Below are 15,769 nucleotides of genomic sequence, written 5' to 3'. Positions count from 1 at the left end.
GGTATGTCAGCGATTGAATTCGTTGTTCGCGATCTTGCGGGCAATATCCAGCGTGGCGCGGTGAGTGGACAGGTTGGATCTTCTGTTATTGTCGGTTCCGGCGATGATGTTTCCCTTAATCTCGATCCGAGTATGGTCTTGTCCTATGGTCGACAGGGGCAGGCGCTCGAGGTTGTTCTGATCGATGGTCGGATCGTCGTGGTCGAGGGGTTCTTCTCGCCCAATGGGGCCTCGGAGAACGAGCTTTTCCTCTCGTCCAATGGCGAGATGGTGCGCGCCGATCTCGTCGCGCTCGATAACGGTGTGCTTTATGCCGATTACGTGCCGCAGGACCCGTTTGGCAAATGGAGCCCCGATGACGCGCTCTTCTTCGTGGGAGAGCCCGAGGTCCAGCTTGCCGGCTATCAGGAAGTGGTCAGCACCGGTAATGACGTAGAAGCGGGCATGTTCGCGGCTCCCATTCTGGGCGGTATTGCGGGGCTTGGCGCGGGTGTCGGCGCAGGCGCGCTGGCCACCGGTGCGGCGGTCGTCGGTGGCGCGGTTGTCGTCGACAAGGTCACGGGCGGCGGTTCGACCACCACCACGGGCGGCGGCGGGGGCGGCGAGGCAACCGGCTCCAACCAGACCGTCAAGATCACCCAAGGCACCGAGTCCCAGAACCACGTTGTAAACGGCACCGATTATTCGGATGGCGTCACGATTTCCGGCACCGGCACGTCCGGTGCGACCATCGAAGTCACGGTCGGTGGCAAAACCGAAACCACCACCGTCGGCGGCGACGGGAAGTGGTCGGTTGTCTTTGATCCGAGCGATGTCCAGTCGGGCACCTATGAAACCGAAGTCAAAGTCACTTCGACCCTTAATGGCGAGACGATCATCACCACCGACACGCTTGTTGTCGATACGCAAACCAGCGTGTCGATCACGGGTCAAACGGGCGGTGCCGACGGGATCGTGAATGCTGTAGAGGCAGGCGGCGGTCTTACCCTGAGCGGTGCTGCCGAGGCGGGTTCGACGGTCATGGTGACGGTTGGCGGTATTGCGTATGAAGCCAATGTCAGCGGCTCGACCTGGACGCTGCATCTGCCTGCTACGGCTGTGCAAAGCGGCGAATACGATCTGGCGGTTTCTGTTCACTCCACAGATGCTTACGGCAACACGGCCGAGGCTTCTTCGGTTATTCATGTCGATACGACAACCTTTGTCACCGTGAGCACGAGCGGGATCGGCGGCAATGGCGTCCTTAACCACGATGAATGGCAGCAAGGCTTCAATGTCGGCGGCACGGCGCAAGCCTTTGCCACCGTCGACGTGTCCTTTGGCGGTGTGACCCATACGGTCACCGCGAATGGCTCGGGTGTTTGGTCTTCGCATTTCACCTCTGCCGAGATCCCGACAGGGAGCTATAACGGAACGGTTTCCGCCGTTGCCCGCGATGCTGCGGGGAATACTGCGACCGCGAGCGGCACCTTTGTGGTGGATACTGCCGTCGACAACTATGCCTTCCAGGCTGCGCCTGTCGCAGGGGATGGTGTGATTTCGGGCGGCGAGCTTTCGGGTGGCATGACCCTTACGGGAAGCGTGGAGCCGAACTCCACTGTCGTCATTACCTTCAACGGCCACACCCGCACCGTCATGGCGGACGGCAACGGCAACTGGACGGCCTCTTGGGCACAGAGCGAAATTCCGACGGGCGAGGGCACCCATGCCATCACCGCGATTGCGACCGATCCGAACGGCAACGTCGAAACGCTCAATTCTTCGGTCTATGTCGATACCTTTGTGAACCGTCTTACAGGGGCTGAAAGCGTGACCGCCGACGATACCGTCAACGCAAACGAGCTCGCAAACGGCGTCACCGTCACAGGCACCGTCGAGCCGGGGTCGCGCGTTTTCGTCAAGTATCTCGGCACCGAATATGAAGCGACCGTAAGCCCGAACGGCAACTGGTCGCTGCGGTTCCCGAACGGCACCTTTGCCTCTGGGGATTATACCGCGCAGCTCGATATTCGGGCGGTCGATGCCTATAATAACGTGCGCACCTCGCAGCAGTTCTTCGACGTCGATACAGTGGCGCCCGACGCCCCCTATATCGTCAGCGCGAACTTCTATCAGGGCGAGCTTGGCGACATCGGTATTCCCGACAACGATACCGCGATCCGCGTTTATGAACTCGACGGGCAGGGCGGTGTGGACCAGCTTGGTGTCACGGCTGTCGATGCACGCTTTGATACCGTTCAGCTCCAGCTTGACGAAATGATCCCCGATGGTCGCCAACTCGTCGTCACTACGCAGGATGACGCGGGCAACATGAACGCAACGCTTATGGTCTTTGACCAAGCAGACAGCGATCTTGTCGATATCGACGACAGCGGTCTTGACCAGTTCGAGATCAGCGCGATCGACCTTCAGTATGCCACGGGCAGCGAACTGACTCTGGATGAGGCCGACATCGACCGTCTTGCAGGCAACATCGGCAAGATCGTCGTCCACGGCGACGTCGATGACGAGGTCACTCTTGTTGATGCGACCAAGACAGGCACGACGCAGATCGATAACGAGAACTATGACATCTACACTGTCGGCGACGACGGCGTTCTGATCATCGACGAAGATATCCGCGTCACGTTCTAAAGTATGGTTTGCGCCGATCCTCGGCGCCAACCAAAAAGTGCCATCGTTTCGGAGCAATAGGTGAGACGTCAAAGCAAACACCTCAACACTAGCGTCGCCTTCGCGAGCTGTGTTCTGTTGTCTGCTTGCGTCTCGCTGGGCGGAAGCCCGTCCCGCATTGACGGGCAAAATGCATTTGGTTTCAGCTCTTTGGGCGCCGCGCCTCAGGCTTCGCTTCAAGATGAAAACGCGCTTGTTGCAGCGCAAGCGCTTGATGCCGACGCGCCTGTGTTCAATGATCTCTTGAACCGCAAATCCGTTCTTTCTTCGGGGCCGCTCGCCGATATTGCGGCCTCGGTTCTTGATGCCAACTCGCGCACCGCCGAAGCGGAATTGCGTGCGGCGCGTCTGCGCTCGGAGGCGGAACAGAAAAACTGGCTTCCGCGGATCGGGCCGAACATCTCGCTTTCCTCGCTCGGGGGCGCGGTGGCTGGCCTCGTGGTAGAGCAATCGCTCTTCGACAATAGCCGTAAAGCGGCCGAGCGTGATCTTGCCCGCGCCGACGTTCAGGTCGCCGCCGTCGCTCTGGCCGAGGACAGCAACGAACGCGTGCGCCAAGCGCTCGAACTCTATCTCAAGGCCGAGGCTGCCCGCGCCCGCGCCGAAGTGAATGCTGCTTCCATCTCGAAAATGGAGCACTTCGAATATGTGATGAACGAACGCGTGCGCGGCGGGGTGAGCAACCGCGCCGATCTCTTGCTCGTTCAACAAAAGCGCAACCAGATGGACAGCGATCTTGCCGCCGACCGCGAGGCTGCACGCACCGCCCGCGCCGAGCTTGATGCGATGTCTGCGGTTCCCACGTCGGGGATCACGGGGCTTTCGGCCGTGACCGCATCGGCCGCCAATGCGGTGCCGCTGTCCGTGTTACGCGCAGAGGCCGAGGCGGCGCGTTCCGTCGCCAATGCTAAGGCGCAGCGTGGCGGTATCCTTCCGGGGGTGAACCTCACAGCTTCGGTGACCAATCGCGGTAACGATGTCGGCGTCGGGAGCAGCTCGCAGGGGATCGGTTTCGGAACGGGCGCGTCCTTGGCCGCGCTCGATGCCAAGGCCGAGGCCGCGACAGCCAAGGTCGCTCAGGACCGCGAAGCCGCCAATCGCCGGATCGCATCGCTCGATGGTCAGATCTCCTCGATCCTGCGTCAGGCGGGCGAGGCCAAGGAAATCGCCGCGCAAGCTGCCCGCAATTATGACCTCTTTGCCGATCAGCTTGCGGCAGGGCAGCGTTCCGTTCCCGAAGTGGTGAGTGTGTTTGAAACCAAGGTCCGCGCCGAGCGAGAGGCGGTTAATCTCGTTTACGAGCTTGCGCGTCTTCAGATAGAGCGGGCTGCGCTTCTCGGGACGTTGGTCGATGGAGGCCGTATATGAGCGCACCTGTTGTCTCCTTTGACATCAATGCGGCACGCGGGGCGAAACCAGCGGCCCAGCCCGCAACGCCGCCGAAGGCACCGCGCGAGCCGACGCTGATCGAACGTCGCGCCGATATCGCCTCGACCTATGCGGGGCTCTTGGGTGTCGAGGTTCTGCGCTCCGATCTCGTTGAAAAGCTGAGCATGCTGACCAACGGCAATGTGACCCCCGGTGCCTTGGCCAAGGCGCTTGCGGGCTCCGGTCTTGTGTCCTCGGTGCAAACGGTTTCGGGTCCGACCAAGCGGCTTTGGCCCGCCTTGGCCGAGATGACATCGGGCCAAATCGTTCTGGTGCTCGAGCAAACGCGCGATGCGGTGTTCCTTTACGACACGACCCAGACCGACAACCGCGCCGAAGTGCCGCTCAAGGAATTCAAACCCTATTTCACGGGCCAGATCGTTCGTGCGGATGTCGAAGTGAGCGAGCTGACCCGCCGCCACGCTGCCAAGGGCAAAGCGCCGCATTGGTTCTGGGGCGAGGTTCTCAAATTCCGCCGTCACATTCTCGAAGTGGCCTTGGGTTCGTTCGTCGCCAACCTTCTGGCTGTCGGCGTCGCTCTCTTCTCGCTTCAGGTGTATGACCGCGTGATCCCGCACCAATCCGTTGCCACGCTCTGGGTGCTTGCCATCGGTGCAGGCCTTGCGATGCTCCTCGAAGCATTCCTCCGCATTGCGCGTGCGCGCCTCATGGACGGAGCAGGGCGGCAGATCGAACTTCGAGTGCAGAAGCTTCTGATCGACAAGATCCTTGGAATGCGCTCTGGCCTTCAGGGGCAGTCGCCTTCGACCGTTTTTGCTGCCGTGCGCGAATTCGGCTCGATCCGTGAATTCTTTACCGCCTCGACCATCGGCACATTGACCGACCTGCCGTTTATCGTGCTCTTTCTCGCGCTTGTGGCCTCGATCGGCCAGAACATCGTTTGGGTGCTCTTCGTGGGCGGGTTCCTCATGGTTGCACCGTCGTTCGTGATGCAGCGCAAGATGATCAAGCTCACACAGCAGACCCAAGGCGCGAATGCAAAATCCTCGCGGCTCCTGCACGAAGTGATTTACGAGGCCGACACGATAAAGGCGCATCGCGGCGAAGAGCGGTTCCGCCGTCTTTGGGGCGAACTTTCCTCGCTGTCTTCGCTGGCGACCTCCGAGCAGCGCAAGCTGGCCTCGGTTCTTACCTTCTGGAGCCAAGGCGTTCAGCAGGCGACCTATGTTTCGGCGGTTGTCGTCGGCACCTTTATGGTGTTCGCGGGCGATTTTACGGTGGGGTCCATCATTGCCGTCGGTATCCTTACCTCGCGCACCCTTGGGCCGCTCACGCAGCTTGCCGCGACAATGGCGCGTTGGTCCAACGTGAAAGCCGCGCTCGACGCGCTCGATAAAATCGCGGATGCGCCGCAAGACATGGTGGACGAGCGCACCTATCTGCGCCGCGAAACCATCGAAGGCCATTTCGAGCTTCGTGATCTGGTCTATAAATACGACCCCGAAGGCGACCGCGTGGTCGACATCAACCGTCTTGCCATTGAGCCGGGGCAGAGCATCGCGATCCTCGGAGCGAACGGGTCGGGTAAGTCCACGCTGCTCAAGATCCTTTCGGGGATTTACCAACCGACTTCTGGCCGCGTGATGATCGACGGTGTCGATATGACACAAGTCATGCCGCGCGATCTGCGCCGCGGGATCGGATACCTGAGCCAGGAAGTGCGCCTTTTCGCCGGCACTTTGCGGGACAATCTCAATCTCACGCTGCTCGAACGAGACGACAACCGTCTTTATGAAGCGCTCGATTTCGCAGGTCTCGGTCCGTTTGTGCGCAGCCACCCCAAGGGCCTCGATCTTCCGATTTCGGATGCGGGGGCAGGGCTTTCCATCGGCCAGCGCCAGTCGATCGGCTGGGCGCGGCTTTGGCTCCAGAACCCGTCTGTTTGTCTCTTGGACGAGCCGACCGCCGCGCTTGACCAGACGCTCGAGGCGACCCTTGTGTCCCGCCTGAGCCATTGGCTCCAAGGGCGCACGGCGATCATCGCGACGCACCGCGTCCCGATCCTCCAGCTGACCTCGCGCACGATCATCTTGCAAAACGGGCGTTTGGCAGTCGACGGCCCGCGCGATGAAGTCCTTGCCCATCTCAAGAACAAAAAGGCGAACGGCTGATGGCGACGGTGGATTACGAACTCGAGGATGAAGTCAAAGGATCGAGCCTGATCATCAAGCTGATCGGCGCTGCCGTGATCATCTTTATCATCTGGGCTAAATTCGCCTGGATCGACGAAATGGTGCGGGCAAACGGCGAGGTGATTTCCTCGGCCCGTCCCCAGATCATCCAGAACCTTGAAGGCGGCATTCTGTCCGAAATGCTCGTGAGCGAAGGGGATGTTGTCGAAAAGGGCCAAATCCTTGCCCGTCTCCGCGGCACCCAATTCGCGACATCTGCCGAAGACCTCGGTGACCGTATCATCGCCGCCGAAGTGCGCCGCGTGCGGCTCGAAGCGGAAATGGCGGGTGAAGCGGTCTTTGAAATCCGCGCCGACATCGAACAACACAGCCCCGAGATCGTAGCCTCCGAGCGCTCGCTCCTGATGGCGCGTCAGGCCGACTACAACAGCAAGCTCAACGGCGCGATGACGGTGATGCGCGAAACCGAGCGCGAGCTTGACTCGATGGAAGACCTCTACAAACGCGAGATCGTCTCGATGTTCGAGCTGACCGAAGCGCGCAAGGCCCATTCGGACGCCACCAACCGCTACAACGAGATTGTGACGGGTGCAGAGCTCGAACGTGCAAGCGAATATTCCGAGACTTTGGCCGAGCTTGCCTCTCTCAAGCAGGAATACAGGCTCGCTCAGGACCAGCTGAACCGCACGGTGATCACCTCGCCCATGCGCGGCGTGGTCAATAATCTCTCGGTCACGACCATCGGGGGCGTCGTGCGTCCCGGCGAAGAGATTTTCCAGATCATCCCGCTTGATGACGAGCTGTTTGTCGAAGCGCGCGTCAAACCCGAGAACATCGCCAATGTGGTGCGCGGGCAGGCGGCCACGATCAAACTCTCGGCCTATGACTACACGATCTATGGGTCCTTGATCGGCACCGTCGATTTCATTTCCGCCGATACGTTCAAGGACGATCGCAAGGCAGACGGCGATCCCCATTACCGCGTCACGGTGCGCGTCGATATGGAGAACCTCACCGACCGCCAGCGCTCGATCGAAATCCGTCCCGGTATGCAGGCCTCGGTCGAATTGCACACAGGTCAGAAGACCGTGCTGCAATATTTGACCAAACCGCTCTATCGCTCGCGCGAGGCGCTGCGAGAGCCATAAAAGCGGTGAATTCGGCCAATTGAGGCGATCTTTGCGACATATTAACGCTTTTGCCTGCAGTTTGCGGGCAATTTGCCGTTCAAGAGACCAACGACCAGATGTCCGCTAAATCACCAATTCGGCGCAGATACGTCCAACTGCCCTTGAACCCCCCTAAGCTCACCACTAAGAATCCTTTAGGAACATTTGAATGACAGACGCTCGCGTCCCCAATCGAGGCAGACCAGATGAGAGATCCGATCGAAACCTATAACAACCTCGTTCCGATGGTGGTCGAGCAGACCGCACGCGGCGAACGTGCGTATGACATTTTCTCGCGCCTCCTCAAGGAACGCATCGTCTTTGTGAACGGTCCGATCCATGACGGTATGAGCCAGCTCATCGTGGCCCAGCTTCTCCATCTCGAAGCCGAGAACCCGAAAAAAGAGATCAGCATGTATATCAACAGCCCCGGCGGCGTTGTGACGGCCGGTCTGTCGATCTATGACACGATGCAGTATATCCGTCCCAAGGTCTCGACCCTTGTGCTCGGTCAGGCTGCGTCGATGGGCTCTGTGCTTTCGATGGCAGGCGAGGCGGGTATGCGCTTTGCACTCCCCAATAGCCGCATCATGGTGCACCAGCCCTCTGGCGGATATCAGGGTCAGGCGACGGACATCATGATCCACGCCCGCGAAACCCAGAAGATCCGTGAGCAGCTTTACAAGCTTTATGTGCACCACACCGGCCAATCCTATGAAGAAGTCGAACGTGCGCTCGAGCGCGATAACTTCATGTCGCCCGAAGAGGCAAAGGCATGGGGCCATATCGACGAGATTCTCGCACGTCGTCCCGACGCTGCCGAGTAACGAACCGACACAGCGCTTACGTTTTGGCGTTGTGGACCTAGGCGGGCTGTCCTAGTCTAACTGAAAGGCACAGCCCGCAAACCGACCAAAGGCCAGCCGCCAAGGGGTATATAATGGCGAATTCGACATCCGGTGACAGCAAGAACACCCTCTATTGCAGCTTCTGCGGCAAGAGCCAGCACGAAGTGCGCAAACTCATTGCTGGACCGACCGTCTTTATCTGCGACGAATGTGTCGAGCTTTGCATGGATATCATCCGCGAAGAGACCAAGTCCTCCAGCCTCAAGACGAAAGAGGGCGTTCCGACGCCCCGCGACATCTGTCAGGTTCTCGACGACTATGTGATCGGTCAGGAACATGCCAAGCGCGTGCTCGCCGTTGCGGTGCACAACCACTACAAGCGTCTGCACCACTCGTCCAAGTCGGATATCGAGCTGGCAAAGTCCAACATCCTCCTGATCGGGCCTACTGGCTGTGGCAAGACGCTTCTTGCCCAGACCTTGGCGCGTATCCTCGATGTGCCCTTTACCATGGCCGATGCGACCACTTTGACCGAAGCGGGGTATGTGGGCGAGGACGTCGAGAACATCATTCTCAAGCTGCTTCAGGCGTCCGAATACAACGTCGAGAAAGCGCAGCGCGGGATCGTCTACATTGACGAAGTCGACAAGATCACCCGCAAGTCGGACAATCCCTCGATAACCCGTGACGTTTCGGGCGAGGGCGTTCAGCAGGCGCTTCTCAAGATCATGGAAGGAACGGTTGCTTCGGTTCCGCCGCAGGGCGGGCGCAAGCATCCGCAGCAGGAATTCCTTCAGGTCGACACCACGAACATCCTGTTCATTTGCGGCGGTGCTTTCGCAGGTCTGGACAAGATCATTGCGCAGCGCGGCAAAGGCTCGGGCATGGGCTTTGGTGCCGATGTGCGTTCCAACGACGAGCGCACCGTCGGTCAGATCTTCAAGGATCTGGAACCCGAGGATCTTCTCAAGTTCGGTCTGATCCCCGAATTCGTGGGCCGTTTGCCCGTGATCGCCACGCTGACCGACCTTGATGAAGATGCGCTGATCACCATCCTGACCCAGCCCAAGAACGCGCTGGTCAAGCAATACCAGCGTCTGTTCGAGATTGAAGGCACCGAGCTCAACTTTACCGACGATGCGCTCAAAGCCATTGCCAAGCGCGCCATCGAACGCAAGACGGGTGCACGCGGTCTTCGCTCGATTATGGAAGATATTCTTCTCGACACCATGTTCGAGCTTCCGGGCATGGAGAATGTGACCGAGGTTGTCGTAAACGAAGAGGCGGTCGGCCCCGATGCCAAACCTCTCATGATCTATGCCGACGCGCCCAAAGGCGAAAAAGCCAGCGCCAGCTAAGATACCAAAGGCCGCCCTCCGAGGCGGCCTTTTTCGTTGCCCAAGGTCCGCATGCGTTGATCCATCTTGCGCAGGAATTGCTTTGGTCGTAACGGAGCACAGACTCCAATCCGAGGATATTTTCCATGACTATGAAGCGTGTTTTCACCGGTAGCCCCTTTGAAGAAAAGATCGCCTATTGCCGTGCGATCGTTGCGGGTGGTTTTGTTCATGTAGCCGGCACCGTAGGGCAGGGCGACGACGTCGTAGAGCAGTGCAAAGCCGCTCTCACCACGATCTCCAACGCTCTCAAAGAAGCAGGCAGCGACATTTCCAAGACCGTGCGCGTGACCTATTATCTTCCCGATGCGGCCGAGTTCGAACCCTGCTGGCCGACCCTGCGCGAAACCTTCGGCGCGAACCCGCCCGTTGCAACCATGGTGGAATGCAACCTGATCGATCCGAAATACCGTATCGAAATCGAAGTCACCGCGCTTCTCTAAGGTAAACTTCGGCTGCGGCGCGCCAAAATGCGCCGCAAGCTGCACGTAGCTCTGGACCTCTGCCGCAAGGTAGGGCAAGAGAGAGACAAGCAAGGGAGCTGATTTATGGGCATTCTGAACACCGTTGTTCGCGCATTGACCTGGTGGCATGGTCAGACGTTTGGCACTCAACTCTTCACTTGGCGCAAAGGCGTCAAAGTGGGTGAGGACGATCAGGGTAACATCTATTACCGCACCAAGGACGACTCCAAGCGTTGGGTGATCTTCAACGGCGAAATCGAAGCCTCGCGGATCAATCCCGATTGGCACGGCTGGCTTCACCGCACTTGGGATCAGGCTCCGACTGAAAAGCCACTCGCCCATAAGTCGTGGGAAAAGCCGCATCAGGAAAACCTGACCGGCACCGCTCAGGCCTATGCGCCCGTCGGCTCGATCCGTCGTCCCGAGCCTGCACCGCGCGCCGACTACGAGGCATGGCAGCCTGAGTAAGGGCTGCTGTTTGCCGTGTTGATGCTCCGGTCTCTCACTCTGGCACTTTCACTTGCGGCGACGACCGTTGCCGCTCAGGAGGTCACTTCGGCCTCTGGCGGTATTGTCCGCGTGCTCGACAAGGTCACGGCGATTACGACCGATCTAGAGCTGTCAGAAGGGGCCACAGGCACCGTTGGCCATCTGACCGTTCAGCTCAATGAATGCCGCTATCCCACCGATAACCCGCTGAGCGACGCTTTCGGCGAATTGGTCATCCACTATCGCGACGAGCGCCAGCCCGTTTTCAATGGCTGGATGATTGCTTCGGCGCCCGCGCTCAACGCGATGGACCATCCGCGCTACGACGTCTGGATGCTGCGCTGTATCACGTCATAAGGGGTCGGGACCCGATCCCCCGCAGCATGAAAATCCGCCTCGAGCTCTAATGCGGCTTTGAGGCGTTTTTTATAGGTGGCCTTGGGAATTTCGATAGCGCCGAGCGAGGCGAGATGCGGCGTGATGAACTGCGTATCAAAGAGCGCAAAGCCCCCGATCCGCAGACGATCTATCAAATAGGCCAAAGCGATCTTGGAAGCATTGGTGCGCTTGGAAAACATGCTTTCGCCGAAAAACGCGCCTCCGATTGCGAGGCCGTAGACCCCGCCGACAAGTTCGCCTTGCTCCCAAATCTCGATGGAATGACCGAAGCCGAGTTCGAACAGCTCGGTATAAAGATCAAGTATGGTCTGGCTGATCCATGTTTCCGAGCGATCCGCGCATCCGATCATCACCTCACGAAAGGCGGCGTCAAAGCTGATCTGGAACGGCTCTTGGCGCATGTGTTTGGCAAGCGAACGCGAGATGTGGAAACCGTCCATTTCGAAGATCCCGCGCATGCGCGGCTCGACCCAAAAGACTTCGGTATCATGGCGCGTTTCGGCCATGGGAAAGACGCCCACTGAATAGGCGTGCAAAAGCAATTCAGGCGTCAAACTCGGAGCGTCTTTCATAGGCCCAACATAGTGAAGCCGCGCGATCATGGAAGGGCCGGAACGAAAAACGCCCGCGAGATTTTCGCGGGCGTTTCTTTGTTTGGTGGGGCCTTAGCCCTGAAGGTTCGTCGCGAGCCACTTTTCCAGCCAGTGGATGTTGTAGTTCCCCGTGTGAATGTCTTCTTCCTGCAAGAGCGCATGGAAGAGCGGCACGGTGGTGTCTACGCCATCAACGATCAATTCGCCCAAAGCACGGCTCAGACGGGCAAGCGCTTCGGGACGGTCGCGGCCATGCACGATCAGCTTGCCGATGAGGCTGTCGTAATAGGGTGGGATCGAATAGCCGTCATAAAGTGCCGAATCCATCCGAACGCCCAGACCGCCGGGGGCGTGATACTGGGTGATCTTGCCCGGGCAGGGTGAGAAGTTCGGCAGGCGCTCGGCGTTGATACGGACCTCGATGGCATGACCGTTGATCTTGAGATCGTCTTGGGTGAACGAGAGCGGCAGGCCAGAGGCCACGCGGATTTGCTCGCGCACGAGATCGACGCCAAAGATACCTTCGGTTACGGGATGTTCCACCTGAAGGCGGGTGTTCATTTCAATGAAATAGAACTCGCCGTCCTCGTAGAGGAATTCGATCGTGCCTGCGCCCGAATACCCCATCTTGCCGATGGCGTCGGCGCAGATCTTGCCGATGCGGGCGCGCTCTTCTTCGGTGATGCAGGGGCCGGGGGCCTCTTCGAACACTTTCTGGTGACGGCGCTGGAGCGAGCAATCCCGCTCGCCAAGGTGAACGCCGTTGCCCTGACCGTCGCCGAAGACCTGAATTTCGATGTGACGCGGCTTCTGGAGGTATTTCTCCATATAAACCTCGTCATTGCCGAAAGCGGCCTTGGCCTCTGAACGGGCGGTGCGGAAGGCGGTTTCGATTTCCTTTTCGGAAAGCGCAACCTTCATGCCGCGTCCACCGCCACCAGCGGTCGCCTTGATGATGACGGGATAGCCCATCTCGGCGGCGACTTTCTTGGCGGTTTCAAGGTCGGGAACGCCACCGTCAGAGCCGGGCACAACGGGGATACCGAGTGCTTTGGCGGTGTCTTTGGCGGTGATCTTGTCGCCCATCTGGCGGATGTGCTCGGCCGAGGGGCCGATAAAGGTCAGGCCGTGATCCTCGACGATCTGAACAAAGCTCGCGTTCTCGGAGAGAAAACCATAACCGGGGTGGATCGCTTGGGCGCCCGAAATTTCACAGGCCGAAATGATGGCCGGAAAGCTCAGGTAGCTGGCGCTCGAGGAGGGCGGGCCGATACAGACGGACTCGTCGGCCATGCGCACATGCATCGCATCGGCATCGGCAGTCGAATGGACCGCTACCGATTTGATGCCCATTTCGCGGCAGGCACGGACCACGCGGAGCGCGATCTCGCCGCGGTTCGCAATGAGGATTTTATCGAACATGGGCATGCCCTTATTCGATGATCAAAAGGGGAGCGCCGAACTCGACCGGCGCGCCGTCGTCGACCAGAATGCGCTTGACCGTGCCAGCTTTGGGGGCAGGGATCTGGTTCATGGTCTTCATGGCTTCGATGATGAGAACCGTGTCACCTTGGGCCACTTTGTCACCGACCTTGATGAAAGGTGCAGCGCCGGGCTCGGAGGCGAGATAGGCGGTGCCGACCATCGGCGAGGTCACAGCGCCGGGATGCGAGGCGGGATCATCGTTCGAAGCCGCTGCAGCAGCGGGTGCAGCCGAGGCTGCGGCAGGGGCGGCTGCAACCGGTGCTGCGGCTGCGGGCATGGAAACTTGGGTGACGACCTGTGTCTGACGGCTTACGCGGACGTTGAGGCTGTCGTTGTCGCCATACTCACGCTTGACCTGAAGCTCGGTCAGATCGTTTTCACGCAGAAGCTCGGCCAACGCCTTGATAAAGCTTACATCATTGTCGTGATTTTTGTTGCTCATGTGTTCCTCGGCCATTGCCTGTTACGCTTTGCTGCCCATTTGTGGAGCCAATCCAGGACAGATGTGTCCGCGCTTATACGCGAACAATATCTGGGTGAAAAGCATTGCGTGCACGCAAAATCACGCTTGGTCGAGCAAGATTCTTGCGCGGTGGGTGGCGGGTTGGCGGCGTGATCCAAAGGAAAAGGCCCGCCGAAGCGGGCCTTTGCGCTGTCTTGGCCCCCTTTGAAAGGGGGCCGAATTGGCGCCTAGCCCTTGGCGTGGAGCGAGTTGGCGATCAACTCGTCTACGACGGACGGGTCGGCGAGTGTTGATGTGTCGCCGAGGCTGCCTGTGTCGTTCTCGGCGATTTTGCGCAGGATGCGGCGCATGATTTTGCCGGAGCGGGTTTTGGGCAGGCCCGGGGCCCATTGGATGAAGTCGGGCTTGGCGATGGGGCCGATCTCGGTGCGGACCCATTTTTCAAGCTCGGCGCGCAGCGCGTCCGAAGGGTCTTCGCCGTTCATCAAGGTGACATAGGCGTAGATGCCCTGACCCTTGATGTCATGGGGGAAGCCCACGACGGCGGCTTCGGCGACCTTGGCGTGGGCGACGAGGGCGCTTTCAACCTCGGCGGTGCCCATGCGGTGGCCCGAGACGTTGATCACGTCATCGACGCGGCCGGTGATCCAGTAATAGCCGTCCGCATCGCGGCGGCAGCCGTCACCTGTGAAGTAATAGCCTTTGAAGTCGCTGAAGTAGGTCTGCATGAAGCGCTCGTGGTCGCCCCAGACGGTGCGCATCTGGCCGGGCCAGCTGTCCTTGATCGCCAGAACGCCCTCGGCTGCGGTCTCGGTGATTTCCTTGCCCGTGACGGGGTCGAGAAGCACGGGCTGCACGCCGAAGAAGGGCAGGGTGGCCGACCCCGGCTTGGTCGCGGTGGCGCCCGGAAGCGGGGTGAGCATATGGCCGCCCGTTTCGGTCTGCCACCAGGTGTCGACGATGGGGGCGCGGCCCTTGCCGACCACATCGTTATACCAGTTCCAGGCCTCGGGGTTGATCGGCTCGCCGACGGTGCCGAGCACCTTGATCGAGGAGAGATCGTATTTCTCGACCCATTCCTTGCCCTGACCCATGAGCGAGCGGATCGCGGTGGGGGCGGTGTAGAACTGGTTCACCTTGTGCTTTTCGCAGACGGCCCAGAAGCGGCCTGCGTCGGGATAGGTGGGCACGCCTTCGAACATGAGCGAGGTGCCGCCGTTGGCGAGCGGGCCGTAGACGATATAGGAGTGACCGGTGACCCAGCCCACATCGGCGGTGCACCAGTAGATGTCGCCCTCGTGGTAATCGAAGGTGTATTGATGGGTCATCGCCGCATACAGCAGATAGCCGCCCGAGGAATGGACGACGCCCTTGGGCTTGCCGGTGGAGCCCGAGGTGTAAAGGACGAAGAGCGGATCTTCGGCGTTCATCGGACGGGGCGGGCAGTCGGGCGCGGCGGTTTCCATCAGCGCCTTGACGTCGACATCGCGGCCGTCGATCCAGGTGGTCTGGTCGCCTGTGTGCTTGACCACGAGGCAGCGCACCTTGTCCGAGCAATGCAGCAATGCGGCATCGGTGTTGGCCTTGAGCGCGGTGCGGCGGCCGCCGCGCGGGGCGGTGTCGGCGGTGATGACGACCTTGGCTTCGGAATCGTTGATGCGGTTGGCCAGAGCATCGGGAGAGAAGCCTGCAAAGACGATCGAGTGGATCGCGCCGATGCGGGCACAGGCGAGCATGGCATAGGCGGCCTCGGGGATCATCGGAAGATAGATCACCACGCGGTCGCCGCGCATCACGCCTTGGGACAGAAGAACGTTGGCAAAGCGGTTCACCTTGTCCGAAAGCTCGTTGTAGGTGATGTATTGGGCGGGATCATCGGGGTTGTCGGGCTCGAAGATGATCGCCGTCTGCTCGCCGCGGGTCGCAAGATGGCGGTCGATGCAGTTGTAGGCAACGTTCAGAACGCCGTCCTCGAACCATTTGATGTCGACCTTGCCGTGCTCGAAGGTGGTGTTCTTGACCTTGGTATAGGGCTTGATCCAGTCCAGACGCTTGCCTTCGGCGCCCCAGAACCCTTCGGGATCGGACACGGAAGCCGCATACATCGCCTCATACTTCGCCTTATCGGCATGCGCCCCAGCAGAAAACGCCGCACTCGGCGCGTAGGTCTTGTCGGTCATCTTTGTCCCTTGTCTTTCCGTCACTTAC

Annotated in this window: 13 protein-coding genes; 9 read left to right on the top strand and 4 right to left on the bottom strand. The window is 59.8% G+C overall.

What is annotated here, in order from left to right; genetic code table 11:
* Positions 1 to 3 precede the first annotated feature (3 nt).
* From QQG91_RS08230 to QQG91_RS08190, 9 genes are all read left to right on the top strand, one after another.
* Entirely contained in the window at positions 4 to 2,634 is a 2,631-nt protein-coding gene (locus QQG91_RS08230; RefSeq protein ID WP_285769745.1) for a hypothetical protein, read from the top strand.
* A gap of 60 nt (positions 2,635 to 2,694) precedes the next feature.
* Positions 2,695 to 4,041, top strand: a complete 1,347-nt coding sequence (locus tag QQG91_RS08225; protein ID WP_285769744.1) for a TolC family protein — start codon at positions 2,695 to 2,697, stop codon at positions 4,039 to 4,041.
* Positions 4,038 to 6,233, top strand: a complete 2,196-nt coding sequence (locus tag QQG91_RS08220) for an ATP-binding cassette domain-containing protein (protein WP_285769743.1) — start codon at positions 4,038 to 4,040, stop codon at positions 6,231 to 6,233. Before QQG91_RS08225 ends, QQG91_RS08220 begins: the two co-directional genes overlap by 4 nt.
* A complete protein-coding gene (locus QQG91_RS08215; RefSeq protein ID WP_285769742.1) occupies positions 6,233 to 7,402 on the top strand; it encodes an HlyD family type I secretion periplasmic adaptor subunit in 1,170 nt (389 codons plus the stop codon). Before QQG91_RS08220 ends, QQG91_RS08215 begins: the two co-directional genes overlap by 1 nt.
* 227 nt (positions 7,403 to 7,629) lie before the next feature.
* Entirely contained in the window at positions 7,630 to 8,250 is a 621-nt protein-coding gene (locus QQG91_RS08210; RefSeq protein WP_285769741.1) for an ATP-dependent Clp protease proteolytic subunit, read from the top strand.
* Between the two features lie 113 nt (positions 8,251 to 8,363).
* Positions 8,364 to 9,629 carry an ATP-dependent Clp protease ATP-binding subunit ClpX gene (gene clpX, locus QQG91_RS08205; RefSeq protein WP_285769740.1) on the top strand — a complete coding sequence of 422 codons (1,266 nt, stop codon included), beginning with the start codon at positions 8,364 to 8,366 and terminating at the stop codon, positions 9,627 to 9,629.
* Positions 9,630 to 9,754: 125 nt separating this feature from the next.
* Positions 9,755 to 10,111 carry a RidA family protein gene (locus QQG91_RS08200; protein WP_285769739.1) on the top strand — a complete coding sequence of 119 codons (357 nt, stop codon included), beginning with the start codon at positions 9,755 to 9,757 and terminating at the stop codon, positions 10,109 to 10,111.
* 105 nt (positions 10,112 to 10,216) lie between these two features.
* Positions 10,217 to 10,600, top strand: a complete 384-nt coding sequence (locus tag QQG91_RS08195; protein ID WP_285769738.1) for an NADH:ubiquinone oxidoreductase subunit NDUFA12 — start codon at positions 10,217 to 10,219, stop codon at positions 10,598 to 10,600.
* Positions 10,601 to 10,621: 21 nt separating this feature from the next.
* Entirely contained in the window at positions 10,622 to 10,978 is a 357-nt protein-coding gene (locus QQG91_RS08190; RefSeq protein WP_285769737.1) for a DUF2155 domain-containing protein, read from the top strand.
* On the opposite strand, the gene aat is transcribed toward QQG91_RS08190, so the two are convergent.
* From aat to acs, 4 genes are all read right to left on the bottom strand, one after another.
* Positions 10,942 to 11,592, bottom strand: a complete 651-nt coding sequence (aat, locus tag QQG91_RS08185) for a leucyl/phenylalanyl-tRNA--protein transferase (RefSeq protein ID WP_285769736.1) — start codon at positions 11,590 to 11,592, stop codon at positions 10,942 to 10,944. The genes QQG91_RS08190 and aat overlap by 37 nt on opposite strands.
* Positions 11,593 to 11,685: 93 nt before the next feature.
* A complete protein-coding gene (accC, locus tag QQG91_RS08180; RefSeq protein ID WP_285769735.1) occupies positions 11,686 to 13,035 on the bottom strand; it encodes an acetyl-CoA carboxylase biotin carboxylase subunit in 1,350 nt (449 codons plus the stop codon).
* A 10-nt stretch (positions 13,036 to 13,045) separates the two neighbouring features.
* A complete protein-coding gene (accB, locus tag QQG91_RS08175; RefSeq protein WP_285769734.1) occupies positions 13,046 to 13,540 on the bottom strand; it encodes an acetyl-CoA carboxylase biotin carboxyl carrier protein in 495 nt (164 codons plus the stop codon).
* Between the two features lie 248 nt (positions 13,541 to 13,788).
* Complete coding sequence (gene acs / locus QQG91_RS08170; protein ID WP_285769733.1) at positions 13,789 to 15,741, bottom strand: acetate--CoA ligase; 1,953 nt, start codon at positions 15,739 to 15,741, stop codon at positions 13,789 to 13,791.
* Positions 15,742 to 15,769: the final 28 nt, after the last annotated feature.

The organism is Marivivens sp. LCG002 (assembly GCF_030264275.1).
Classification (GTDB): Bacteria; Pseudomonadota; Alphaproteobacteria; order Rhodobacterales; family Rhodobacteraceae; genus Marivivens.
The sequence above is the reverse complement of the archived record's forward strand: the minus strand, read 5'-3'. Positions and strand labels throughout refer to the sequence as shown.

Bases quoted from the DNA above. Each gene is read 5' to 3' on its own strand.
- clpX (WP_285769740.1), top strand. From the start codon at position 8,364: ATGGCGAATTCGACATCCGGTGACAGCAAGAACACCCTCTATTGCAGC.
- QQG91_RS08195 (WP_285769738.1), top strand. From the start codon at position 10,217: ATGGGCATTCTGAACACCGTTGTTCGCGCATTGACCTGGTGGCATGGT.
- QQG91_RS08230 (WP_285769745.1), top strand. From the start codon at position 4: ATGTCAGCGATTGAATTCGTTGTTCGCGATCTTGCGGGCAATATCCAG.
- QQG91_RS08200 (WP_285769739.1), top strand. From the start codon at position 9,755: ATGACTATGAAGCGTGTTTTCACCGGTAGCCCCTTTGAAGAAAAGATC.
- QQG91_RS08215 (WP_285769742.1), top strand. From the start codon at position 6,233: ATGGCGACGGTGGATTACGAACTCGAGGATGAAGTCAAAGGATCGAGC.
- acs (WP_285769733.1), bottom strand. From the start codon at position 15,741: ATGACCGACAAGACCTACGCGCCGAGTGCGGCGTTTTCTGCTGGGGCG.
- QQG91_RS08210 (WP_285769741.1), top strand. From the start codon at position 7,630: ATGAGAGATCCGATCGAAACCTATAACAACCTCGTTCCGATGGTGGTC.
- accB (WP_285769734.1), bottom strand. From the start codon at position 13,540: ATGAGCAACAAAAATCACGACAATGATGTAAGCTTTATCAAGGCGTTG.
- aat (WP_285769736.1), bottom strand. From the start codon at position 11,592: ATGAAAGACGCTCCGAGTTTGACGCCTGAATTGCTTTTGCACGCCTAT.
- QQG91_RS08190 (WP_285769737.1), top strand. From the start codon at position 10,622: ATGCTCCGGTCTCTCACTCTGGCACTTTCACTTGCGGCGACGACCGTT.
- accC (WP_285769735.1), bottom strand. From the start codon at position 13,035: ATGTTCGATAAAATCCTCATTGCGAACCGCGGCGAGATCGCGCTCCGC.
- QQG91_RS08220 (WP_285769743.1), top strand. From the start codon at position 4,038: ATGAGCGCACCTGTTGTCTCCTTTGACATCAATGCGGCACGCGGGGCG.